This is a genomic window from Segeticoccus rhizosphaerae (assembly GCF_005222685.1).
GTDB classification, from domain to species: domain Bacteria; phylum Actinomycetota; class Actinomycetes; order Actinomycetales; family Dermatophilaceae; genus Segeticoccus; species Segeticoccus rhizosphaerae.
The window spans coordinates 49578-71308 of record NZ_SWMA01000002.1 but is presented as its reverse complement, the minus strand read 5'-3'; the positions used below and the strand labels follow the sequence as shown (position 1 = coordinate 71308).

At 71.6% G+C, this 21731-nt stretch carries 21 protein-coding genes; 16 read left to right on the top strand and 5 right to left on the bottom strand.

Annotation, left to right across the window (positions count from 1 at the left end; genetic code table 11):
- Positions 1–103 precede the first annotated feature (103 nt).
- Positions 104–322, top strand: a complete 219-nt coding sequence (locus FCN22_RS01850) for an RNA-binding S4 domain-containing protein (protein ID WP_274381530.1) — start codon at positions 104–106, stop codon at positions 320–322.
- A gap of 14 nt (positions 323–336) precedes the next feature.
- Here FCN22_RS01850 and FCN22_RS01845 read toward each other — a convergent pair whose 3' ends face one another.
- Complete coding sequence (locus FCN22_RS01845) at positions 337–618, bottom strand: WhiB family transcriptional regulator (RefSeq protein WP_137119837.1); 282 nt, start codon at positions 616–618, stop codon at positions 337–339.
- 368 nt (positions 619–986) lie between these two features.
- Here FCN22_RS01845 and shbA point away from each other — a divergent pair, with 368 nt between their 5' ends.
- The 11 genes from shbA (at position 987) to FCN22_RS01790 (ending at position 13634) form a co-directional block, all read left to right on the top strand.
- Positions 987–1559, top strand: a complete 573-nt coding sequence (shbA, locus tag FCN22_RS01840) for an RNA polymerase sigma factor ShbA (protein ID WP_238384453.1) — start codon at positions 987–989, stop codon at positions 1557–1559.
- Positions 1559–2764 carry a hypothetical protein gene (locus FCN22_RS01835; protein WP_137119836.1) on the top strand — a complete coding sequence of 402 codons (1206 nt, stop codon included), beginning with the start codon at positions 1559–1561 and terminating at the stop codon, positions 2762–2764. Before shbA ends, FCN22_RS01835 begins: the two co-directional genes overlap by 1 nt.
- A gap of 52 nt (positions 2765–2816) precedes the next feature.
- A complete protein-coding gene (gene guaB / locus FCN22_RS01830; protein WP_137119835.1) occupies positions 2817–4343 on the top strand; it encodes an IMP dehydrogenase in 1527 nt (508 codons plus the stop codon).
- A gap of 57 nt (positions 4344–4400) precedes the next feature.
- On the top strand, positions 4401–5522 hold the full coding sequence (locus FCN22_RS01825; RefSeq protein WP_137119834.1) for a GuaB3 family IMP dehydrogenase-related protein: 1122 nt from the start codon (positions 4401–4403) through the stop codon (positions 5520–5522).
- 86 nt (positions 5523–5608) lie between these two features.
- The gene (locus FCN22_RS01820; RefSeq protein WP_137119833.1) at positions 5609–7201 is read left to right on the top strand and encodes a succinic semialdehyde dehydrogenase; all 1593 of its coding nucleotides are present in this window, start codon (positions 5609–5611) and stop codon (positions 7199–7201) included.
- A gap of 198 nt (positions 7202–7399) precedes the next feature.
- Complete coding sequence (locus FCN22_RS01815) at positions 7400–8650, top strand: cytochrome D1 domain-containing protein (protein WP_137119832.1); 1251 nt, start codon at positions 7400–7402, stop codon at positions 8648–8650.
- A gap of 9 nt (positions 8651–8659) precedes the next feature.
- A complete protein-coding gene (locus tag FCN22_RS01810; RefSeq protein ID WP_137119831.1) occupies positions 8660–9436 on the top strand; it encodes an SURF1 family protein in 777 nt (258 codons plus the stop codon).
- Positions 9429–9782 (top strand): DUF3817 domain-containing protein, encoded by a 354-nt coding sequence (locus tag FCN22_RS01805; RefSeq protein ID WP_137119830.1) that lies wholly within the window; start codon positions 9429–9431, stop codon positions 9780–9782. Before FCN22_RS01810 ends, FCN22_RS01805 begins: the two co-directional genes overlap by 8 nt.
- A 9-nt stretch (positions 9783–9791) precedes the next feature.
- Positions 9792–11369, top strand: coding sequence for a glutamine-hydrolyzing GMP synthase (guaA, locus tag FCN22_RS01800; RefSeq protein ID WP_137119829.1), 1578 nt, complete (start codon positions 9792–9794; stop codon positions 11367–11369).
- A 4-nt stretch (positions 11370–11373) separates the two neighbouring features.
- The gene (locus tag FCN22_RS01795) at positions 11374–12678 is read left to right on the top strand and encodes a Mur ligase family protein (RefSeq protein ID WP_137119828.1); all 1305 of its coding nucleotides are present in this window, start codon (positions 11374–11376) and stop codon (positions 12676–12678) included.
- A gap of 227 nt (positions 12679–12905) precedes the next feature.
- The gene (locus FCN22_RS01790) at positions 12906–13634 is read left to right on the top strand and encodes a type 1 glutamine amidotransferase (protein ID WP_137119827.1); all 729 of its coding nucleotides are present in this window, start codon (positions 12906–12908) and stop codon (positions 13632–13634) included.
- On the opposite strand, the gene FCN22_RS01785 is transcribed toward FCN22_RS01790, so the two are convergent.
- Complete coding sequence (locus FCN22_RS01785; RefSeq protein ID WP_238384452.1) at positions 13623–14768, bottom strand: lysylphosphatidylglycerol synthase transmembrane domain-containing protein; 1146 nt, start codon at positions 14766–14768, stop codon at positions 13623–13625. The genes FCN22_RS01790 and FCN22_RS01785 overlap by 12 nt on opposite strands.
- Positions 14765–15586: a PIG-L family deacetylase gene (locus tag FCN22_RS01780; protein WP_137119826.1), complete on the bottom strand. Its 822-nt coding sequence runs from the start codon at positions 15584–15586 to the stop codon at positions 14765–14767. The genes FCN22_RS01785 and FCN22_RS01780 overlap by 4 nt, the downstream gene beginning before the upstream one ends.
- Positions 15587–15620: 34 nt before the next feature.
- Between FCN22_RS01780 and FCN22_RS01775 the strand changes: the two genes are divergently transcribed.
- Both FCN22_RS01775 and FCN22_RS21770 read left to right on the top strand, forming a co-directional pair.
- On the top strand, positions 15621–16766 hold the full coding sequence (locus tag FCN22_RS01775; RefSeq protein ID WP_137119825.1) for a glycosyltransferase family 4 protein: 1146 nt from the start codon (positions 15621–15623) through the stop codon (positions 16764–16766).
- A complete protein-coding gene (locus FCN22_RS21770) occupies positions 16763–17533 on the top strand; it encodes an NUDIX hydrolase (protein WP_202911345.1) in 771 nt (256 codons plus the stop codon). Before FCN22_RS01775 ends, FCN22_RS21770 begins: the two co-directional genes overlap by 4 nt.
- Here the strand turns inward: FCN22_RS21770 and FCN22_RS01765 are convergent.
- Positions 17517–17879, bottom strand: coding sequence for a hypothetical protein (locus tag FCN22_RS01765; RefSeq protein ID WP_137119824.1), 363 nt, complete (start codon positions 17877–17879; stop codon positions 17517–17519). The genes FCN22_RS21770 and FCN22_RS01765 overlap by 17 nt on opposite strands.
- Before the next feature lie 57 nt (positions 17880–17936).
- A complete protein-coding gene (locus tag FCN22_RS01760; RefSeq protein ID WP_162308099.1) occupies positions 17937–19379 on the bottom strand; it encodes a PspC domain-containing protein in 1443 nt (480 codons plus the stop codon).
- A gap of 124 nt (positions 19380–19503) precedes the next feature.
- On the opposite strand from FCN22_RS01760, the gene FCN22_RS01755 reads away from it, so the two are divergent.
- The gene (locus FCN22_RS01755; RefSeq protein ID WP_238384451.1) at positions 19504–20922 is read left to right on the top strand and encodes an ATP-binding protein; all 1419 of its coding nucleotides are present in this window, start codon (positions 19504–19506) and stop codon (positions 20920–20922) included.
- Positions 20923–21028: 106 nt separating this feature from the next.
- Positions 21029–21712, top strand: a complete 684-nt coding sequence (locus FCN22_RS01750; protein WP_238384450.1) for a LuxR C-terminal-related transcriptional regulator — start codon at positions 21029–21031, stop codon at positions 21710–21712.
- Positions 21713–21731: the final 19 nt, after the last annotated feature.

Genomic DNA, 21731 nt, shown 5'->3' with positions numbered 1-21731 from the left:
CCCTCGTCCCGGCTGGTCCGGGGCGGGGGGACCGTCTGCGTGTATGGCGTGCTGGTCACCCCGTCCCTCGCGCGCGGCTTGCCAGGCGTGGTGGGATGGATTCGTGAGCGAGCAGAGTGTGCCCATCAGCGGCGACATGATCCGGCTCGGGCAGCTGCTCAAGCTGGCCGGCGTCGTCGAGGACGGTGCACAGGCACGTGCGCTGATCGAGGACGGCGAGGTGCGTGTCGACGGCGTGGTCGAGCGCCGTCGCGGGCGCCAGGTCCATCCCGGCAGCACCGTCGAGCTTGCCGATGTCGTGATCGGGGTCACGACCGGTTAGCCCGCCCGGCGGGCTCAGGTCACCTGGGTGGCGTAGAGCCTCTCGCGTTCGGCTGCGGTGGTGCCGCCCCACACGCCATACGGCTCACGCACGGCGAGCGCGTGGCGGCGGCAGCGTTCGAGCACGGGGCAACCCATGCACACCAACTTGGCGGCCTGGTCGCGGTCGCGCCGTGCCGCCCCGCGTTCGCCGTCCGGGTGAAAGAAGACCTCCGCCCCCGAACGTCGGCAGGATCCCTCCAGCTGCCAGTCCCACACATCGGCGAGTGGGCCCGGAAGTCGCGTCAACTCAGCCAAGATATGCCTCCGAATGTCTCGAATGTGCCTCTCCGTCACACGTGGACGTGCACTACCCGTTCAGTGGTGTTCTACCCCCATTCGCGCACAGAACACCTGTTCCGCGGGTCTCGTCTCGGCCACGAAGCCTGCGGCGGGGGAGCAGCCCCGTTCGTTGCGGTCTGTGCAACCTGTGGGGGATGGTTTCCGCATCCGGCTGTGGCTCGGTACGGTGGGGCACGCGTGTCAAGGATCGGATCGGGCGGTGGTTCATGCTCTCGGGGACGTCGGGCTACGACGGCTGGTCCTCCCCTGCCGCCTTGGCCGCGCAACCGACCGCTGAGACGCGGGTAACGTTTCAGGGCGTTCCCGCGATTCATCCAGCGGACGTGCAGATTTCCCTGCGCGACCTGGCTGCTGCTGCGCAAGGTGGCGACTCAGCAGCCAAGGAGAGGTTGCTGGGCGCCGTGCACCAGATGGCGGCTCGCTACGCGCGTGCTCGGCTGGGGCATTTCCCAGGAGCTCGGGAAGCAGCCCAGGACGCAGCGCAGGAGGTGTGCGTCGCCGTGCTGACCGCACTGCCGGGGTATGACGAGCGGGGCCTGCCGTTCGAGGCCTTCGTCTACACGATCGCCTCGCGCAAGGTCGTCGACGCCCAGCGCTCCGCCATGCGTCTGCCACGACCCACGGACGAGGTGCCCGAGCGCGTCGATCTCCAGGCGGGTCCCGAGGAACGGGCGCTCATCAGCGACGAGGCCGATCGCGCCTACCGGCTGATGGAGCGGCTGCCCGGCCGGCAGCGCGAGCTGCTCATCCTGCGGGTGGCCGTCGGGCTGTCCGCCGACGAGACGGCCCAGTCCCTGGGTATGACGGCCGGTGCCGTCCGCGTGTCGCAGCACCGAGCGCTGAACAGGCTGCGTGAGCTGATGGCCGAGGAGGCCGCGGAGCAGGAGGCCGGCTGATGACGCCGCCACCTTCACTGCGGCGCATCCGCGACGACGACGAACTGCTCGACGTCTTGGGCGGTCGGCTCGCCGACCCTGCCGACGAGCTGTCCGCCGTGCTCGGCGACTGGGCGAGGTCGATCGACACCGACATGGCGATCCCGCCGAGCCTCGCCTCCGCACGCGCCACCCGCCGCCGGGCGCTCCGCCGCCGGGGCCTGCGTGGTGCGGCAGTGGTGGCCGTCTTCGGCCTGACCCTGTCGGGCACCGGTGTCGCGGCCGCGGTCACCGACACCCATCTGCCCGTCCTCGGTCGCCTCGCCACAGTCACGCAGCGGCTGTTGCCCCACGACTTCCACGGCGGCACGGGTCCCGCGCTGAGCTCCGAGCACGTGGTCGAGCCGGGAGGGGCCGTCCCGACCGGCCCGGCGACCTCCGACGCGGTGACGGTCCACGGCGGCACGTCGTCGGACGGGACTCGGCGCGACGGCACGGGCCGCGACTCCTCCGTCGCCGGCGACCAGCCCGCGGCGGGCCGACAGGGCTCCCAGGACCGCGCAGGCGGCGGCGCCGACGGCGAGGCCGGGTCCGGCCGGGCTCCTGCCGCCCCGGTCGTGCCGCCGGTGAGCCCGTCGCTGTCCGACCCGTCAGCCCTGCCGACGCCGTCGACCACCACGCCGGTGCCGGGCGAGTCGGTCACGACACCTCCGCCCCCCACCACCGCGTCGACCTCGCCGGGCACGACCAGCGCAGGGACGACCACGCCACCTCCGGCCGGGTCCACCACGACCACGTCGAGCCGGCCGACCGCCACACCCAACCCGAGCCGCACGACCGCCTCGCCGGCGACGAGTGAGCCCACGGCGAGCTCGCTGGTGGCTGGACCGAGCCCGTCGGTGAGCTCGGCGGACTCGGCGGACCCGACCCTCCAGAGCGGGCAGCTCGACCAGACGCTGCCGGTCAAGCGCACCAGTCAGGCGCTCGACCCCGTGGCCACGAGCCTCTGGGAGCCGGTGCTGGGGCGGCACGACCTGAGCGAGCGGCGGTTCGCCCGCCTGGTCGACCCTCCGCACGGCCTCCGGTCCACCCGGCTGGCCTCGGCTCCCGCGTCCGTGCAGGCGAACGGGTGGCCGGCAGAGGTGTCGACTGCGTTGAACGGTGCGAAGGCGACCAACCCTGCTCCCGCGAGAGAGGGCGCCGGCTCGCGGCAGGCCGGGCAGTGACAGCCGTCGAGGCGTGTGCAGTCCGCTCCGGCCGGGGCCATAGAATCGAGCAATGAGCGACGCCCCCGTCTCGATCCCGGAAGTCCCCGCTCCCTTCGCCACCCTCGGTCTGACCTTTGACGACGTCCTGCTGCAGCCCGGCGAGACCGATGTCATCCCGAGTGAGGTCGACACCACCTCGCGGCTGACCCGCGAGCTGTCGGTGCGGGTGCCGCTGCTGTCGGCGGCCATGGACACGGTGACCGAGTCGCGGATGGCCATCGCGATGGCACGCCAGGGCGGCATCGGTGTGCTGCACCGCAACCTCTCCATCGCCGACCAGGCCGACCAAGTCGACATGGTCAAGCGGACCCAGACCGGCATCATCCCCAACCCGGTCACCATCGGGCCGGACGCGACGCTGGAGGACCTCGACGAGATCTGCGGCCGTTACCGCGTCTCGGGCCTGCCGGTCGTCGACGTGGACAGCCGCCTGATCGGCATCTGCACCAACCGCGACCTGCGGTTCACGCCGGTTGCGGAGTGGGCCACGACCAAGGTCAGCGAGGTCATGACCCCGATGCCACTGGTCACCGGCCACGAGGGCATCGGCCGTGAGGAGGCGACGGCGCTGCTGCGCCAGCACAAGCGTGAGCGGCTGCCGCTGGTCGACGCCGACGGGCGGTTGGCCGGCCTGATCACGGTCAAGGACTTCGTCAAGTCGGAGCAGTTCCCGCACGCGTCCAAGGACGCCGACGGCCGCCTGCTGGTGGCCGCGGCGATCGGCTACTTCGGTGACGCCTGGGACCGGGCCACGACCCTGGTCGAGGCGGGCGTCGACGTGCTCGTGCCCGACGTCGCCAACGGTCACGCCCGGTTGATGCTCGACATGATCCGCAAGCTCAAGTGGGACCCGGCGACCCGGCACGTCCAGGTCCTCGGAGGCAACGTCGCCACCCGAGCGGGTGCGCAGGCGCTGGTCGACGCCGGCGTCGACGGCGTCAAGGTCGGCGTGGGTCCGGGCTCCATCTGCACCACCCGGGTGGTCGCGGGCGTCGGTGTCCCGCAGGTCACCGCCATCTACGAGGCGTCACTGGCGTGCAAGCCGGCCGGGGTCCCGGTGGTCGGCGACGGCGGGCTGCAGTACTCCGGCGACATCGCCAAGGCCCTCGTGGCGGGGGCCGACACGGTCATGGTCGGCTCGCTGTTGGCCGGCTGCGAGGAGTCGCCGGGCGAGCTGGTCCTGGTGAGCGGCAAACAGTTCAAGTCCTACCGCGGCATGGGCTCCCTGGGCGCGATGGCGTCGCGGGGCAAGAAGTCCTTCTCCAAGGACCGCTACTTCCAGGCCGATGTCTCCAGCGACGACGAGATCGTGCCCGAGGGCATCGAGGGGCGGGTGCCCTACCGCGGCCCGCTCGGCGCCGTCGTGCACCAGCTGACCGGTGGCTTGCACCAGTCGATGTTCTACGTCGGGGCCAACACCATCCCGGAGCTGCAGCAACGCGGCCGGTTCGTGCGGATCACCTCGGCTGGTCTCAAGGAGAGCCACCCGCACGACATCCAGATGACCCTCGAGGCGCCCAACTACACGCGGCGGTGACAACACCCGCCTCGGCTGGATCCCGGACCCCGGCAGCTGACCGGTAGCCTGTCCGGCGTGAACGAGATCGAGATCGGACGCGGCAAACGGGGCCGCAGGGCCTACTCCTTCGACGACATCGCAGTGGTGCCGTCGCGGCGCACCCGCGACCCCGAGGAGGTCTCCGTCTCCTGGCAGATCGACGCCTACCACTTCGAGCTGCCGGTGCTCGCCGCCCCGATGGACTCGGTCGTCTCGCCCGAGAGCGCCATCACCCTCGGCCGGCTCGGTGGCCTGCCGGTGCTCGACCTCGAGGGCCTGTGGACCCGCTACAGCGACCCCACGCCGCTGCTGGAGGAGATCGCCCACCTCGACACCGCCGACGCGACGGCCCGGATGCGTGAGCTCTACTCCGCCGAGATCCAGCCGGAGCTGATCACCGAGCGGCTCCGCACCCTGCGGGACGCCGACATCACCGTCGCCGGCGCGCTGTCGCCGCAGCGGACCCAGCAGTTCTGGAAGACCGTGGTGGAGGCTGGTGTGGACCTCTTCGTGATCCGGGGCACCACAGTTTCCGCGGAGCACGTCTCCAGCCGCGCCGAACCGCTCAACCTCAAGCGGTTCATCTACGAGCTTGACGTCCCCGTCATCGTCGGCGGCGCAGCGTCCTACACCGCGGCGCTTCACCTCATGCGCACCGGTGCCGCCGGCGTGCTCGTCGGGTTCGGCGGCGGCGCGGCACACACCACCCGACTCACCCTTGGCATCCACGCCCCGATGGCCTCGGCGATCGCCGACGTCGCGGCGGCCCGGCGCGACTACATGGACGAGTCGGGCGGCCGCTACGTGCACGTCATACCCGATGGCGGCATGGGCACCTCCGGCGACGTGGTCAAGGCGGTGGCCTGCGGCGCCGATGCGGTGATGATGGGGGCCGCCCTCGCCCGGGCGACCGAGGCGCCCGGGCAGGGCTACCACTGGGGGTCGGAGGCGCACCACCACCAGCTGCCGCGCGGGGAGCGGGTCGAGGTCGGCACCGTCGGCTCGCTCGAGGAGATCCTGCTCGGACCCGGCCGCAGCGCCGACGGCACCACCAACATCGTCGGTGCCCTGAAGCGGGCGATGGCGACGACCGGCTACTCCGACCTCAAGGAGTTCCAGCGGGTCGAGATCGTCATCGCCCCCTACCAGCGCAGCTGACCAGCCGCCCGGGTCGCGCCGCTCTGCCGAGCCGCGCGTCGGCTGCGGCACTGTCCGGAGCGCGCCGCTCGGCATACTCTCGACCCATGGCCCCCGAGACGCTCGTCGACCCCGAGACCGACCCGACTGCAACGTATGCCATCGACCCCGCCCTGGTCCGGCGGCTGACCGACCGGGTCGTCTGCGCGGCGCGCCCGCCCCGGATGCAGACGCGCACGCCCATGACGGGTGCACCGTTGGCCGACCTGCCGATGTCCACGCCCGACGACGTCGAGGTCGCCTACCAGGGCGCGAGGTCGGCCGCGCGGGCGTGGTCCCGCACGCCGCTCGAGCGGCGGGCCCAGGTGTTCCTGCGCTTCCACGACCTCGTGCTGGAGCGACAGACCGAGCTGCTCGACCTGATCCAGCTCGAGTCGGGCAAGGCGCGCCGGCACGCGTTCGAGGAGATCGCCGACGTGGCGATGGTCTGTCGGCACTACGCGCGCCGGGCAGCCGGCTACCTGCGGCCACGACGCCGTGCCGGGGCCCTGCCGGTGCTGAGCCAGGCGGTCGAGCTGCACCAGCCCAGAGGAGTGGTCGGCTTCGTATCCCCTTGGAACTACCCACTTTCCATGTCGATCACCGACCTCATCCCGGCCCTGATCGCCGGCAACACCGCGGTGCTGCGGCCGGACACCCAGGCCGCGTTGACCGCGTTGCAGGCGGTGGCGCTGCTCGACGCGGTAGGCCTGCCGGAGGGCGTCCTCAAGGTCGTCCTCGGCGACGGGCCGACGGTCGGCAAGGCGGTGCTCGACCGCGCCGACTACGTCTGTTTCACCGGGTCGACGCAGACCGGCCGAGGGGTGGCTCGGGACGCCGGGGAGCGGCTCGTCGGTGCCTCCCTCGAGCTCGGGGGCAAGAACCCCATGTACGTCGCGGCGGACGCCGACCTGGACCGGGCCGTGGCGTGCGCCGTGCGCGCCTGCTTCTCCTCCGCCGGACAGCTGTGCGTCTCCGTGGAACGGCTGATCCTGCACGAGTCGATCGCGGACGAGTTCCTCGCCGCCTTCGTGCCCGCCACCAGGGCGCTGCGCATGTCGGCCGACCTGGCCTACGGGCCCGAGCTGGGCAGCCTGGTGGGCGCCGACCAGCTCAGGCGGGTGACCGCACACGTCGAGGACGCACGCCGCCAGGGCGCCAGGGTCCTGACCGGCGGTCGTTCCCGGCCCGATCTCGGGCCCTACTTCTATGAGCCCACCGTGCTCGACGACGTCACTCCCGAGATGGCCTGCGCGCGGGAGGAGACCTTCGGCCCGGTCGTCGCGGTCTACCGGGCCGGCTCCGACGAGGCGGCGATCCGGCTCGCCAACGACTCCGAGTTCGGGCTGAACGCCGTCGTCTGCACGAAGGACACGCGGCGTGGCCGGGCGATCGCGGCGTCGATCCAGGCCGGCACGGTCAGCGTCAACGACAGCTACGCGGCGGCGTGGGGCAGCCTCGGCGCGCCGATGGGCGGGCTGAAGTCGTCGGGGCTCGGCCGGCGGCACGGCGCGGAGGGGATCTTGAAGTACACAGAGTCGCAGAACGTCACCGTCCAGCGGCTGCTCCCGGTGGCCCCCGTGCTCGGGATGAGCGACGCCCGGTTCGCCGACGTCCTCACCGCGGCACTTCGCGCCATGAAGCGCTTCGGCCTGCGCTGAGTCGCCCCTGGTGCGTTGTTCACGGGTCCGCGGATTGCGCACGTGTCTGACCGGTGATGCCGTGCGTTGTTCACGGGTCCGCGGATTGCGCACGGGCGGTCGCCCCGGTGTGCCTCCACGAGGGTCGGGCCGCCGGGCCGTACGCTGGTGCGCGGTTCCACGACCAGACCAGTGACCGCGAGGACCCGGGAGCAGCCGGTGCAGATCAGTCAGGAAGCCGTCCACGTCCGTCGGCGACGGGTAGCGGTCTCGGCGCTGGTCCTCATCGTCGTCCTGATCGTCCTGCTCGCCAGCTGCATGTCCCGCGGACCCGGCACGCCCCAGGCCGGCGGCACCGCGGCGCAGGCCGCCGCGAGTGACGCGCCGGACAGCACGCCGTCGCAGCAGCCGACCGCCACGCCGTCGCAGGAGACGAAACCGCCGGAGCACCCCTCCGCGACCACGAGGCTCACCCAGGTCGACAGGATCACCGGGGCGATCACGCCGAAGTCGGTGGTCGCCAACGGCCACGGCCTGGTCATCGCCAACAACATGATGTACAGCCACACGATGACGATGTATGACGCGTCCACCCGCAAGCTCGAGGCGACGATCCCGGACTCGGTCGACCTCTCCTCGCTGGGCGTGAAGGGGCACCCGGGCACCTCCAGGGGCGCGCCGGTCGAGGCGGCGTTCACCAAGGACGGCCGCTACGCCTACGTGTCGAACTACTCGATGTACGGCGTCGGGTTCGGCCCGCACGGTGTCGACGTGTGCAAGCCGTCCGACGGCTTCGACGCCAGCTACCTCTACCGCGTCGACACGAAGACGATGAAGGTCGACCAGGCGATCAAGGTCGGGGCGGTGCCGAAGTACGTCGCGATCACCCCCGACCAGAAGACCGTCCTGGTCACCAACTGGTGCGACTACACGCTCAGCATCATCGACCGGGCGAAGGCGAAGGTCGTCGACACGGTCAAGATCGGCCCGATGCCGCGCGGGATCGCGGTCGCCCCCGACGGCAGGACCGCGTTCGTCACCGCGATGTGGACCGACCACGTCTACAAGGTGGACCTGACCGACCCGCCGGAGCAGGCGCCCGTCTTCGTGTCTCCGGGAGACCGGATGCGCCACCTGGACGTGTCCCCCGACGGCAAGTACCTCTATGCCGTGAGCGCCACCCACATCATCAGCAAGATCGATGCGCACACCGGCACGATCGTGGACGAGGCGGACGTGGGCCAGGACCCGCGCAGCATGGCGATCTCGCCGGACGGCACCGCGCTGTACGTCGTCAACTACGACGTCGGCTCGATGTCCAAGATCCGCACCGAGGACATGAAGGTGTTGCAGACGGTGACCACCGACGCCCACCCCATCGGCATCACCTACGAGCCGACGACGCAGACGGTCTGGGTGGCCTGCTACGGCGGCAGCATCCTGGTCTTCGACGACAAGGACGTCACGTAGCCTGAGGGGGTGCTGCGCACCGTCCTCAAACCCCGTTGGCTGGGACTCTTGGCGTTCCTGCTGGTGGTCCTGGTCAGCTTCACCTGGCTCGGCTTGTGGCAGCTCAACGTCGCCCGCGACAAGGGCAAGTCGGAGGCCGCCGAGGCCGCGACCAAGCTGCCGGTCGCGCCCGTCTCACAGGTCATCCGACCGCACCAGCAGTTCCCCGAGAACGGCTCGGGTCGCCCCGTCAGTGCCACCGGCCGGTATGACGCGGCGCACCAGCTGCTCGTCGCCGACCGCCGTCTCGACGGCGTCTCCGGCTACTGGGTGATCACGCCCCTGGTGGTCGAGGCCACCGGCGCGCGGCTCGTCGTGGTCCGGGGCTTCGTGACCGATCCCGCGCGGGCCACGCCTCCCACGACGAGCGGCACCGTGAAGGTCACGGGAACCCTGGCGCCCGGGGAGTCGCCCAGCACCAGCGGGACGCTGCCGGCCGGACAGGTCGGCACGATCGACCTCGGCGTGCTGCTCAACCAGTGGAAGGGCTCGCTCTACAACGCGTTCGTCTTCAAGACGGGCGAGCAGCCGAACGCCACGACCGCCGGCATCAAGCCGATCCCGCCCCCCGAGATCCAGACCCACGGACTGAGCTGGCGCAACGCGGCATACGCTCTCCAGTGGTGGGTCTTCGCCGGGTTCGCCGCCTACATGTGGTGGCGCATGGTGCGGGACGACTGGAACGAGGACCGCCGGACGGGCACTTCACCCGCCCGAGAACGCACGACGAAGGAAGCACATGTCTGAGCAGGCGGAACGATCCGCGTCCGGTGTCGTCCGGGACACCCAGGCGACGCGCAAGGCACTCGGGTTCTTCAAGGTGATGGCGATCCTCGCGGGACTCGCGATGTTCGTCCTGATCACCGAGATGATCCTCCAGTACGGCCTGGACAACCAGGCGCTGTCCTGGTGGAGCCCGATCCACGGCTTCATCTTCCTGGTCTTTGCCGTCTCGGTGGTCAACCTCGGCTTCAAGGTGGGTTGGGGTTTCGGCCGGATGGTCGCCATCGTGCTGATCTGCTGCGTGCCGTTCCTCGCGTTCTGGCAGGAGCACCAGGTGGCGCAGGAGGTAGAGCCCCAGCTCGCCGGGTAACCTCTCCCCGTGACGAATGCCCTGCAGGATCGCCCCGTCCTCGTCGTCGACTTCGGCGCGCAGTATGCCCAGCTGATCGCGCGCCGGGTGCGTGAGGCCTCGATCTACTCCGAGGTCGTGCCGCACACCACGCCGGTCGAGGAGCTGCTGGCGCGCAAGCCCGGTGCTCTGATCCTCTCGGGCGGCCCGTCATCGGTCTACGCGTCGGACGCGCCGGGTCTCGACCCCGCCCTGCTCGAGGCCGGCGTGCCGGTGCTCGGCATCTGCTACGGCTTCCAGGCGATGGCGCAGGCGCTCGGTGGCACCGTGGCAAAGACCGGGCGGCGCGAGTATGGCTCGACCGTCGCCGAGGTCAAGGACACCGAGTCCACGTTGTTCAACGGCCAGACGCCCGAGCAGTCGGTCTGGATGTCGCACGGCGACGCCGTGACGAAGGCCCCGGAGGGCATGGCCGTCACCGCGACGACCCTCGGCGCTGAGGTCGCGGCCTTCGAGGATGACGAGGCGCATCGCTACGGCGTGCAGTGGCACCCCGAGGTGATGCACTCGACCTTCGGGCAGCGGGTGATCGAGAACTTCCTCGTGCGGGGCGCCGGTCTCGAGCCGACGTGGACGCCGGAGAACGTCGTCGACGAGCAGGTGGCGCGAATTCGCGAGCAGGTCGGTGAGGCACGCGTCCTGTGCGCACTGTCCGGCGGGGTCGACTCCTCGGTCGCGGCCGCGCTGGTGCAGAAGGCGATCGGCGACCAGCTGACCTGCGTCTTCGTCGACCACGGCCTGCTTCGGCAGGGAGAGGCCAAGCAGGTCGAGCAGGAGTTCGTGGCGGCGACGGGCGTGGACCTGGTGGTGGTGGACGCCCGGGAGCGGTTCCTCTCGGCGCTGGCCGGGGTCAGCGACCCCGAGGAGAAGCGCAAGATCATCGGGCGCGAGTTCATCCGGGTCTTCGAGCAGGCGGCTCGTGACGTGGCCGGCTCCGCCGACGCGGAGGGCCATCCGGTCGAGTACCTCGTGCAGGGCACGCTCTACCCCGACGTCGTCGAGTCCGGCGGCGGCACCGGCGCAGCGAACATCAAGAGCCACCACAACGTCGGCGGCCTGCCCGAGGACCTGCAGTTCTCGCTCATCGAGCCGCTGCGCACCCTGTTCAAGGACGAGGTCCGTCAGGTGGGGCTCGAGCTCGGCGTCCCGGAGGGGATCGTCTGGCGCCAGCCCTTCCCGGGCCCCGGGCTGGGCATCCGCATCATCGGTGAGGTGACTGCCGAGCGGCTCGCGGTGCTGCGGGCCGCCGACGCGATCGTGCGCGAGGAACTCTCGGAGGCGGGGCTGGACCGCGAGATCTGGCAGTGTCCGGTGGTGCTGCTCGCCGACATCCGCTCGGTAGGGGTGCAGGGCGACGGGCGCACCTACGGCCACCCGGTCGTGCTGCGCCCGGTCAGCTCGGAGGACGCGATGACCGCCGACTGGAGCCGGTTGCCCTACGACCTGCTCGCCAAGGTCTCGAACCGGATCACCAACGAGGTCGCCGAGGTCAACCGAGTCACGCTGGACATCACCAGCAAGCCGCCGGGCACCATCGAGTGGGAGTGACCGGGTGCTGAGGACAACCGTGGCCGTGGTGGCCGGCAAGGCGGCCCGGGTGGCCGCACGGCTCAAGGGCGGGGGGTCGGCGCTGCCCGGTCTGGTCGTCGAACGGATCGACCCGCGCTTCCTCGCGCACGCCCTGTCCGACCTTCCTCGCGGCATCGTCGTGGTGACTGGAACCAACGGCAAGACGACCACCACCAAGATGCTGGTCGCGATCCTGCGCCAGCACGGCCTGCGGGTCTTCAGCAACCCGACGGGCAGCAACTTCACCCGCGGCGTCATCTCCTCCATGCTCGGGCAGATCCGGCTGGGGGGACAGGTTGACGCCGACATCGCGGTCCTCGAGCTCGACGAGGCGCACGCGCTGAAGTTCGCCGCGACGGTGGCGCCGACCCACTCGCTGCTGCTCAACGTCGCCCGCGACCAGCTCGACCGTTTCGCCGAGATCGACCAGACGGCCGAGCTGCTGGCCCGGCTCGCGGAGCAGACCACACGTGGGGTGGTGCTCAACCTGGACGACTCGTTCATCTCCCGGATCCGCCAACAGCTGGCGGACGGGGTGGACGTGTGCTACTTCGGTGTGGACCCCTCGGTCGCCGGCCGGCTGCCCGAGCTGCAGGAGGCGGACGTGCGGTTCGAGGACGCCGCGACCGCCCCCGAGCCGACCTCGGATGACGGACTGCTCAAACCGTCGGACGAACGGTCCTTCGAGGTCGTCTTCGGGGACCGCTCCGTCGGGCCGCTGGCGCTGCAGCAGCGCGGGCTCGCGGCGATGATCAACGCGACGGCGGCGACCTCCATGGCCCGGATGCTGCTGGGTGAGGGCTTCGACGAGGCGTCGGTCGTCGAGGCGTTGCGGCAGGTTCGTCCGCCCTTCGGGCGCGGTGAGGTCATCGATGCCGACGGCCGACCGCTCGAGCTGGTGCTCGTGAAGAATCCCGCCGGCTTCACCGTCGCGCTCGGCACCTACGGCTCGACACCGGTCGCCTCGATGATCGCGATCAACGACAACTACGCGGACGGCCGCGACGTCTCCTGGCTGTATGACGTGGGCTTCGACTCGCTGCGCGAGCGCGGCGTGGCGATGGCGAGCGGCGTGCGCGCCTACGACATGGCCCTGCGGCTGCGCTACGACGACGTCGTGGTCGACGAGATCGAGCCCGACCTGGGGGAGGCGCTCTCCCGGTTCCTCACGGTCTACCGCGACGAGCCCAAGCGGATCTTCTGCACCTACACCGCGATGATGCGATTGCGCCGCGACCTGGCAGAGCGGTACGACCTCCCTGAGTTCGGAGCGGAGACGACGGCGTGAGGACACGAGCGAGGTACGAGCGAGGCCCGGAGCGCCGAGGAGCGCGACCGTGGATGCGAGCGGAGACGACGGCGTGAGGACACGAGCGAGGTACGAGCGAGGCCCGGAGCGCCGAGGAGCGCGACCGTGGATGCGAGCGGAGACGACGGCGTGAGGACACGAGCGAGGTACGAGCGAGGCCCGGAGCGCCGAGGAGCGCGACCGTGGATGCGAGCGGAGACGATGGCATGAGCGGAGCCAAGGGGCGCATCAACCTGGTCCACCTCTACCCGCGCGAGATGAGCATCTACGGCGACCTGGGCAACACCCGGTGCCTGGCCTCGCGGCTGAGGTGGCACGGCTACGAGCCGGTCGTCCACCCTCACCACCCGGGCTCGGAGCTGCCGGACGACGCGCACCTGCTCGTCGGGGGCGGTGGGCAGGACTCGGGACAGGCACGGGTCGAGGACGACCTGTCACGCAACGCCGACCGGCTGCGCGTGCTGGTCGACCGTGGCGTGCCGATGCTGATGATCTGCGGCATGTACCAGCTGTTCGGCAGGGCCTTCATCACGGTGGACGGCCGGCGCCTGCCCGGTCTGGGCATCCTCGACGTGACCACGCAGGGGAACGCCAAGCGGATGATCGGTCCGGTGGTCCTCGACACGGCATACGGCGACGTCGTGGGCTACGAGAACCACTCCGGTTCGACCGTGCTGGCGGCCGGGCAGGATCCCTTCGGCAACGTCAAGCACGGTTCGGGCAACAACGGCACCGACCGCACCGAGGGCGCGGCCACCGCCAACGTCATCGGTTCCTACCTGCACGGGCCGATCCTGCCGGCGAACCCGGCGCTCGCGGACGCGCTGATCAGGATGGCCGTGGAGCAGACCGGCGCGTCTTTCGAGCCAGGCGAGATCGACGACAACGTGGCCGATCAGGCGCGCACCCGGCAGATCCGCCGGCTACTCCGCTGACCGCGCCGCCTGCTCCCTCTCCGAGGTTGCCGGGGAGCCAGCGACTCCGGGGAGTCTCGAGTCGGTGAGCCTCGTGTCGGCGAGTCTCGGGGCGGGGCGACGGGCGAGCGACCAGGCCAGGCCGCCCAGGGCGCCGAGCGGGATCTCGAGCAGGTGGGTGTAGATCGAGAAGAGCACCACTCCCGCTGCTGCCGCCGTCGGATCTGCGCCCCAGGCGATGACGACGGCGACAGTGCCCGTCTCGGTCACGCCGACGCCACCCGGCGTGACGCCGACGGCGGTGAGCAGCCGGCCCACGGCATACGCCGCGAACAGCTCCGCGAAGGGCATGTGCACCCCGACCGACGACAGGCAGCCCCAAAAGAGCACGCAGTAGACGCCGAAGAAGCCCACGACCCCCGTCGTCATGGGCAGCCAGCCGGACCCGACCACCGCAGTGATGCGGGCGCGCAGGTCGTGGATGAGTTCGTCGATGGTCAGCGTGGGGCCGCGGCGGATCCGGCTGGAGATCGGGCGCAGCAGCCGGCTGAGGAAGTGACCGATCCTGGTGGCCGCCCGCTCGGAGGCGATGATCGCGATGAAGACGCCGAGCAGCAGCAGCGCGCCGATGGCCCCGACGACCCCGCCCTGCGAGACGGCGCGCGGCATGGGGCTGCTGCCGAGCACCAGGACCAGGACGCCGAGAACCGGCAGCGCGACCCGTGCCATGACGTTCCAGACACCGCTGACGATGATCGAGGTGGAGATGTCTCGCCGGCTGAATCCCCACGACCGGCACATGGCGTAGGTCACCGCCACCCCCGCCGCGCCGCCTCCGGGCAGCAGGTTGCCGACCGCTGAGCCGGCCACGTTCACGGTGAGCGCCTTGGCGTGCGTCAATCCCGGCAGGGAGCCGGTGAGGGTGAACGTGTAGAGCCAGAGACCCAGCACCATCAGGGCGAAGAGCCAGCCGGCAGTGCCCCAGCCGACCTGCTCCATCGTGTGCACGATGTCGCCCCAGGAGGTCCCCGAGAAGTAGGGCAGCCCCCACCCCAGCAGGGTGACAGCCAGGGCCAGCCCGACGAGGCCCTGCAGCACCTGGCGGCCACGGACACGGTGGCCGTGCCGTGGTGGGACTTCCGTGGCAGGGCTCACGGCAGCCCCGCGAAGACGTCGCGGGCGACCTGGGCGCCGGGGTCGGCTGCGGGATCGACGTACCACTCGCGCCCGAACACCATGTCGTAGAGCGGCCGGGGGATGCGCAGGAAGGCGGCCAGGGTGCGGTCCGCCTCGCCGTCGACGGTCGCCTGCGAGGCGTGCGCGCGCATGGACGCCCGCTTGGCACCCGCCTGGCGCCACACACTGATCCGGTGGGTGATCGCCGAGCGCGGGCTGAAGGCGCGCTCGAAGGAGGTCGGGTCGAACTCCGGCGGGAACCGGTAGATCTTGCTCGCCAGCGCGATGCCCCGGCAGATCGTGTCGCGCGGCACGGTGGCCTGCAGCACCCGGGGCGTCCCCGCCAGCTCGGCCGCCCGCCCGCCGACCTCGTGCACCTTCACGTGGTCGCGGTGGCCGTAGCCGCCGTTGGCGTCGTAGGTGAGCAGCACGTCGACCGACTCCTCGCGCAGGATGTCCGCGAGGCGCCCCGCGGCCTCGTCGACATCCGCGCGGATGAACCGCACCCGGCCGGGTGGGTCGGGGTCGGTCTCCGGACCCATCCCCGAGTCGGCGTAGCCGAGGTGCTCGATCCGGCTCACGCCGAGGGCACGCCCGCTCTCGCGCAACTCGGCCATCCGCCGCTCGCCGAGCCGGCCGTCGTCGCGGAACTGCCCGGACGCGAGCCCGAGGTCGCCGTCGGTGGCCACCACGCAGATGACCCGGTGCCCCTCGGCGGCGGCGCGCGCCATCGTCCCCGAGGTCAGGAGCGCCTCGTCGTCGGGGTGGGCGTGGAAGGCGAGCAGGGTGTAGGCCATCGGCGTTCATCCTCTCTCATGCGAGGCTGGGCGGGTGAAGATCGCCCTGCTGTCCGACTGCTACCTGCCCCGTCTCGGCGGGATCGAGGTGCAGGTGCACGACCTGGCGCGTCGTCTGCAGGGACGTGGGCACGACGTCGAGGTCTTCACCGCGACGCCGGGGCCGCAGGGTGAGCGTGGTGGCTTCGTGGACGAGGTCGACGGCGTGGCGGTGCACCGGATGGCGCTGCGGCTGCCCTTCGACCTGCCGGTGAACCCGCTCGCGCCGCCCGAGCTGCGGCGCCGCCTGCGGGAGGGTGGATTCGACGTCGCGCACGTGCACACCGGGGTGGTCAGCCCGTTTGCGTTCGACAGCGCCCGGGTGGCGCTGGCCGCGGGCGTCCCCACCGCGATGACCTGGCACTGTGTGCTGGCGCGCACCGAGACCTTCTTCCGCCTCGCCGGATACGTCCGCCGCTGGGCGGCCCGTGGCGTGGCCATGAGCGCGGTCTCGGCGATGGCCGCCGAGCCGCTGCAGCGCATGGTCGGGGACGCCGGCGAGGTGGCCGTGCTGCCCAACGGCATCGACGTCGCCGAGTGGGCACCGGCCGGTGACGCTTCGCGGCGCGGTCGGGCGGACGGCATACGGATGGTCTCCGCGATGCGCCTGGCCACCCGGAAGCGCCCGATGCCGCTGTTGCGCATCATGACCCGTGTGCGTGAGCTCGTGCCGGCGCGCACCTCCCTGTCCTTGGACCTGCTGGGGGAGGGACCGGACCGCGCGCGCCTCGAGCGCTACGTCGCCGGTCACGACATGTCCGCCTGGGTGCGGATGCCCGGCCGGGTGAGTCGCGAGGAGCTCAGGGCGACGTATGCCGGGTCGCACCTGTATCTCGCCCCGACAGTCCTCGAGTCGTTCGGCATCGCGACGCTGGAGGCGCGCACGGCAGGTCTGCCGGTGGTCGCGCGGCACGGCAGCGGCGTGGAGGAGTTCGTGCAGGACGGCGTCAGCGGGCTGCTCGCCGACGGTGACGAGGCGATGGCCGGCTGCATCGCCAGGCTGGCGGTCGACGACGACCTCCGGGAGCGCCTGACCCGGCACAACGAGACCGTGCCCCCGGCCCAGTCGTGGGAGCACGTCGTCGAAGTGGCCGAGGGCGAGTACGCGCGAGCGGGCGCAGCCCGACGGCCGGTGCGGTGACGGCCGACGACGGGCAGACCGGTCCGCCCGCAGCGCGGCAGATCCGTCCGGCGCCGCGGCTCGAGGTGATCGGCGAGGACGCGGACGGCCGCGAGGTGGTGCACGCCGTGCTCGGCCACGGGGACGACCCCGAGTTGCTCTTTGCGGACAGCGGCTGGCTGGTGGGGGAGGGCGTCAGCATCGGCTCGGACACCTCCGCCGGTCACGTCCTCACCGCGCGCCTGCGTGTGTCCGCCGCGGGGTCGCGGCGCCGCGCGTCCACTCCGGCGCTGCTGCGGGAGGAGGGGTTGGTCGTCGAGGACGACGAGGAACCCACGGTCTACCAGCGGGTCGCGGCGTATGCCGTCGTGACCAGCCACCGTGGGGTGCTCATGACCGAGTACTCCGACCGGACCGGTGCGCCGGGAGCCTGGGGCCTGCCCGGCGGCGGCCTCGACCCGGGTGAGGCGCCGACGGACGCCGTGTTGCGTGAGGTCTGGGAGGAGTCCGGGCAGCACGTCACGGTGGGCCGCTTCGTGGGGCTGCGGACGCGGCACTGGGTCGGACGGGCGCCGAACGGCCGGCTCGAGGACTACCACGCCGTGCGCATTCTCTTCTGCGCCACCTGCGACGACCCGACCGAGCCGGTGGTGCACGACGTCGGAGGGACCACCGCTTCGGCGGCCTGGGTGGCCCCCGAGCGGTTGGGCTCGCTGGAGATCACGTCCGGTTGGCGGCCGGTGCTCGAGGACCTGCTCGGCGGCAGCCACCTCAGGACCGGCGGGTGAGGCCGACCAGGCCCAGCAGCACGAGGACGCCACCGGCGCCGATGATGGCACCGGGACCGAGCAGCGACCAGTCGACGCTGAGGCCGGCGGTCTGGTAGGCGATGACCAGCGCGGCCACGACCAGGCAGGCGAGACCGAGCAGGACGGTTGGTGCGTGCGGGCCGCTGGGGCGGCTCGGGGGCGCGACCGCCTCGACGCCGGGCTGGTCCGGCGTGGGGACGGGTTCGCTCGGTTCCCGGGATGCCGGGATCTGTTCGGTGGACTCCTCGGTGGGCCGGACCGGATGGTCCTGCTCGATCGGCCGCGTCGGGTCGCTCGGCTCCTGCGGGTCACGGGTGTCGTTCATGGGTGCCTCTCATCGGGTCTGTCGGTGTCTCGGACGCTCGGTCCGACGGGTCGGTGCTCAGCGGGCGTCCTGGTCCACGCGGATCTGTCCGGTGCCGACACTGGCGTCGAGCACCATCTCGGTCGGTCCGTCGCCGAGCACCACGTCGCGTGAGACGTTCAGTCCATTGCTGGTATCGCTCTGCCCGTGATCGTCCACGAAGCCTCGCGGGAGCTTGATCTCCCCGGCCGCGACGTGCGCCTTCACCCGGACCGTCAGGTCGTCGGGGACGATCACGGTCAGGCCGCCGACACCGACCGAGGCGTTGACCCGCGCGTCCTGCAACCCCTGCGATGGGAGCCGCGAGAGGTCGACCGTCCCGTCGCCGACGAGGATCCGGTAGTCAGGGGTGCCGGAGACCACTGAGGGTGCCCACCGCTCGGTGCCGACCGTGCCGCCGAAACGCAGGTTGTCGGGTGTGGCCGCGCTCCCGAGCGTGACAAACGCCATGCAGATGGCCAGGAAGCCCACGAGCCCCGCCCTCCGGCCCCACAGACCAGCGAGGACCAGCACCACCCCGAAGACGGCCAGTCCGGCGGCCAACGCGATGGCGTCCCAATTGCCCGTCACTCCGGCAAAGGGGCCGATCCACTCGAGCGTGCCGTAGGTGACCAGCGCCAGACCGATCGTGATCAGGCCCAGCACGATCCCGCCCGAGGGACGGCGAGTCTCGCGTGCCTGGCGCCTCGCGGCGCGGCGCCGCTGCCCGCGCTCGACCGATTTTGCGGACACCTTCTCGCTCCACTCCTGACTGCTCGCCGCAGCCTTGTCGCCCCATTCCTGACCTCGGGCGGCCGCCTTCGCGCTCCACTCCTGGCCGCGAGCCGCGGCCCTCTCGCTCCGCTCCTGACTGCGGGAGGCCGCCTGCTGGCGCCGCTGTGCCATCCGCTCCCGCCGGGCCCGCTGCTGCTCGGGAGCCAGCGATCCGGGCGCCCCGCCACGCGCGGCCGACCAGAACCACCAGAGCAGCCCCGCGACCACCACCAGCAGCCACGGGAAGTTCCAGCCGAGGATCCCGTGTCCCCACCACCACGGGAAGCCGCTGAAGAGCACCAGTGCGGTGACGACGGACAGGATGATCGAGCTGGTGTCGCCGTCGCGCAGCGCGAGCTCGGCGGCGATGTCACCGTCGTCGTCCGGCAGCAGCGTCCAGGCCAGCAGGTAGAGGGTCACCCCGACGCCGCCGAGGACACCGAGCAGGACGAAGCCGGCGCGCACGATGATCGGGTCCACACCGAACCGGTCGGCGACCCCCGAGCAGACGCCGCCGATCCACTTGTCGTCGGACCTGCGGAAGACCCCGAGGCCGCGCAGGCTGTCGAAAACCTTGTCCAGGCCGCTGCGGGCATCGGCGTGTGCGGAGTCCGAGCCGCGCGAGTGGTCCTGCGGGTCGTCCGGGGTCTGGTCCGCCGAGGTGTGGCCGGCGCTGGGGGACGTGCGCCCCTGGGTGTCGTCGTTCATACCTCGATGGTGCCGAGCACGCGGCGCGCTCGCCATGAGGGTCGACCCTGAGCGGCCCCTGAGCCTGCCCTGAACAGGCGGTCCGATGGTCCTGCAGGGGCGGGCGGTGGGCGATGATGGGAACGTGCCCACTCCCTACGAGCCTTTGGGACGGTCCACTCGGGGACCGGACGCCGAGCGACCGCAGCTGCGCCGTCCGGTGCGCGGGCGGGTCGTGGCGGGGGTGTGCATCGGCCTCGCCGACCACCTGGGCGTGCCGGTCAAGCAGGTGCGGATCGGCTGCGTCATCGCCTCCTTCGTGGCCGGCGCGGGCCTCCTGGCCTACGCGTTCCTGTGGGCTCTGACCCCCGAGGGGGAGTCGACTGCCGCCCGCGGAGGACCGCCGGCCGAGCGCACCCGCCGCCCGGGCAGCGTCTCCCGCCCGACGAGTGGCCTCGTGCCCGGTGGCCAGGGCAGGTCGGCCGAGGCAGCTGGCGGCTCCGGACGGTTCGACACCGAAGCCGGCCGCAACCTGTTGATCGGCGCCGTGCTCGTCCTGATCGGGATCGGGGTCTTCGCGCAGAGCCGCGGGGTCAACCTGCGGCTCGGCATCCTCGTGCCGCTGCTGGCCATCGGGGTGGGAGCGGTGCTCGCCTGGTCGCGGCTGGACGACGCCGACCGAGACCGCTGGATCTTCGGCGGACGTGAGCGTGAAGGCCTGACCCGGCTCGTCTTCGGCATCGCGCTGGCCAGCGTCGGGGTCGTGGCGCTGGCCACCCAGGGCCGCGGCCTCGCGGGTCTGTGGGACGTGGGCCTCGCCGCGATCGCGGTGCTCGTCGGCGCCGCCTTCATCGCCGCCCCGTGGGTCATCCGGCTGTGGAACGGCCTGCGGGAGGAGCAGACCGAGCGCATTCGTGAGACCGAACGGGCCGACATCGCAGCGCACCTGCACGACTCGGTCCTGCAGACCCTCGCTCTCATCCAGCGCAAGGCCGAAGACCCCGCCGAGGTGGCGCGGCTCGCCCGGGCGCAGGAGCGCGAGCTGCGAGGATGGCTGTATGCCGGGCCGCGCGGCTCGGAGGCGTCGCTCGCCTCCGCAGTCACCGAGGTGAGTCACGAGGTGGAGGACCTCCACGGCACCCCGATCGAGCTCGTGGTGACGGGTGACCGGGCCCTGGACGAGCCGGGGACGGCATTGGTGCGCGCGCTGCGGGAGGCGTTGCTCAACGCGGTGCGGCACGGCGCACCGCCGGTGTCGGCCTACGTCGAGGTCGGCAACACCTCGGTCGACGCGTTCGTGCGCGACCACGGCCCCGGCTTCGACCTCGAGGCCGTCCCGGAGGACCGGCTCGGCGTCCGGGAGTCGATCCTGGGCCGGATGACCCGCCAGGGGGGGACGGCGCGGTGGCGCCGGCTCGAGACCGGCACCGAGGTGACGCTCGCCCTTCCCGTCGCCCAGCCCGGCGCGCCCCCGGACGGTGGCGCCTCGTCCCCGGAACCTGCTGCACGGCATACCGACTCGTCTGTGTCCGCGACCCACCCGACCCGAGGAGAGCTCACATGACCACGCCCCACGAAGAGCACCCCACGAAGTCCTCGCTCGTGCCTCGCTCGGTACTTCGCGGGGACCCCGCTCTCCGCTTCGCTCCGATACTTCGCGAGGACCTCACATGACCACACCCCACATGATGGCGCCGATCAGGCTGGTCCTCGTCGACGACCACCGCATGTTCCGTTCCGGAGTCAAGGCCGAGCTCGACACCTCCAGCGAGGTGGTGGGCGAGGCCGCGGACGTGGACCGGGCGATCGCCGTGGTGCGGGACACCCGCCCCGACGTCGTGCTGCTCGACGTGCACCTGCCGGGCGGCAACGGCAACGGCGGCGTCGACGTGCTGACCGGGTGCGCCGGGGTGCAGACGGAGGCGGGAGCGCCGGTGCGGTTCCTCGCGCTGTCGGTGTCCGATGCCGCGGAGGACGTGATCGCAGTGATCCGGGCGGGTGCTCGCGGTTACGTCACCAAGACGATCAGCGGCACCGACCTCGCCACGGCCATCCGCCGGGTCGCCGAGGGTGACGCGGTGTTCAGCCCGCGGCTTGCGGGCTTCGTGCTCGACGCGTTCGGCGCGGCGGCGGGTGAGATCGCCGAGGTGGACGAGGAACTCGACCGGTTGAGCGCGCGCGAGCGCGAGGTGATGCGGCTGATCGCCCGCGGCTACCAGTACAAGGAGGTCGCCAAGGAGCTCTACATCTCGATCAAGACGGTCGAGACCCACGTCTCCTCGGTGCTGCGCAAGCTCCAGCTCTCCTCACGGCACGAGCTGACCAGCTGGGCGATGGGCCGGCGGCTCATCTGACGGTGCACACCTCGAAAAG

Bases quoted from the DNA above. Each gene is read 5' to 3' on its own strand.
- FCN22_RS01835 (WP_137119836.1), top strand. From the start codon at position 1,559: ATGACGCCGCCACCTTCACTGCGGCGCATCCGCGACGACGACGAACTG.
- guaB (WP_137119835.1), top strand. From the start codon at position 2,817: ATGAGCGACGCCCCCGTCTCGATCCCGGAAGTCCCCGCTCCCTTCGCC.
- FCN22_RS01820 (WP_137119833.1), top strand. From the start codon at position 5,609: ATGGCCCCCGAGACGCTCGTCGACCCCGAGACCGACCCGACTGCAACG.
- FCN22_RS01805 (WP_137119830.1), top strand. From the start codon at position 9,429: ATGTCTGAGCAGGCGGAACGATCCGCGTCCGGTGTCGTCCGGGACACC.
- FCN22_RS01790 (WP_137119827.1), top strand. From the start codon at position 12,906: ATGAGCGGAGCCAAGGGGCGCATCAACCTGGTCCACCTCTACCCGCGC.
- FCN22_RS01780 (WP_137119826.1), bottom strand. From the start codon at position 15,586: ATGGCCTACACCCTGCTCGCCTTCCACGCCCACCCCGACGACGAGGCG.
- FCN22_RS01765 (WP_137119824.1), bottom strand. From the start codon at position 17,879: ATGAACGACACCCGTGACCCGCAGGAGCCGAGCGACCCGACGCGGCCG.
- FCN22_RS01760 (WP_162308099.1), bottom strand. From the start codon at position 19,379: ATGAACGACGACACCCAGGGGCGCACGTCCCCCAGCGCCGGCCACACC.
- FCN22_RS01750 (WP_238384450.1), top strand. From the start codon at position 21,029: ATGACCACACCCCACATGATGGCGCCGATCAGGCTGGTCCTCGTCGAC.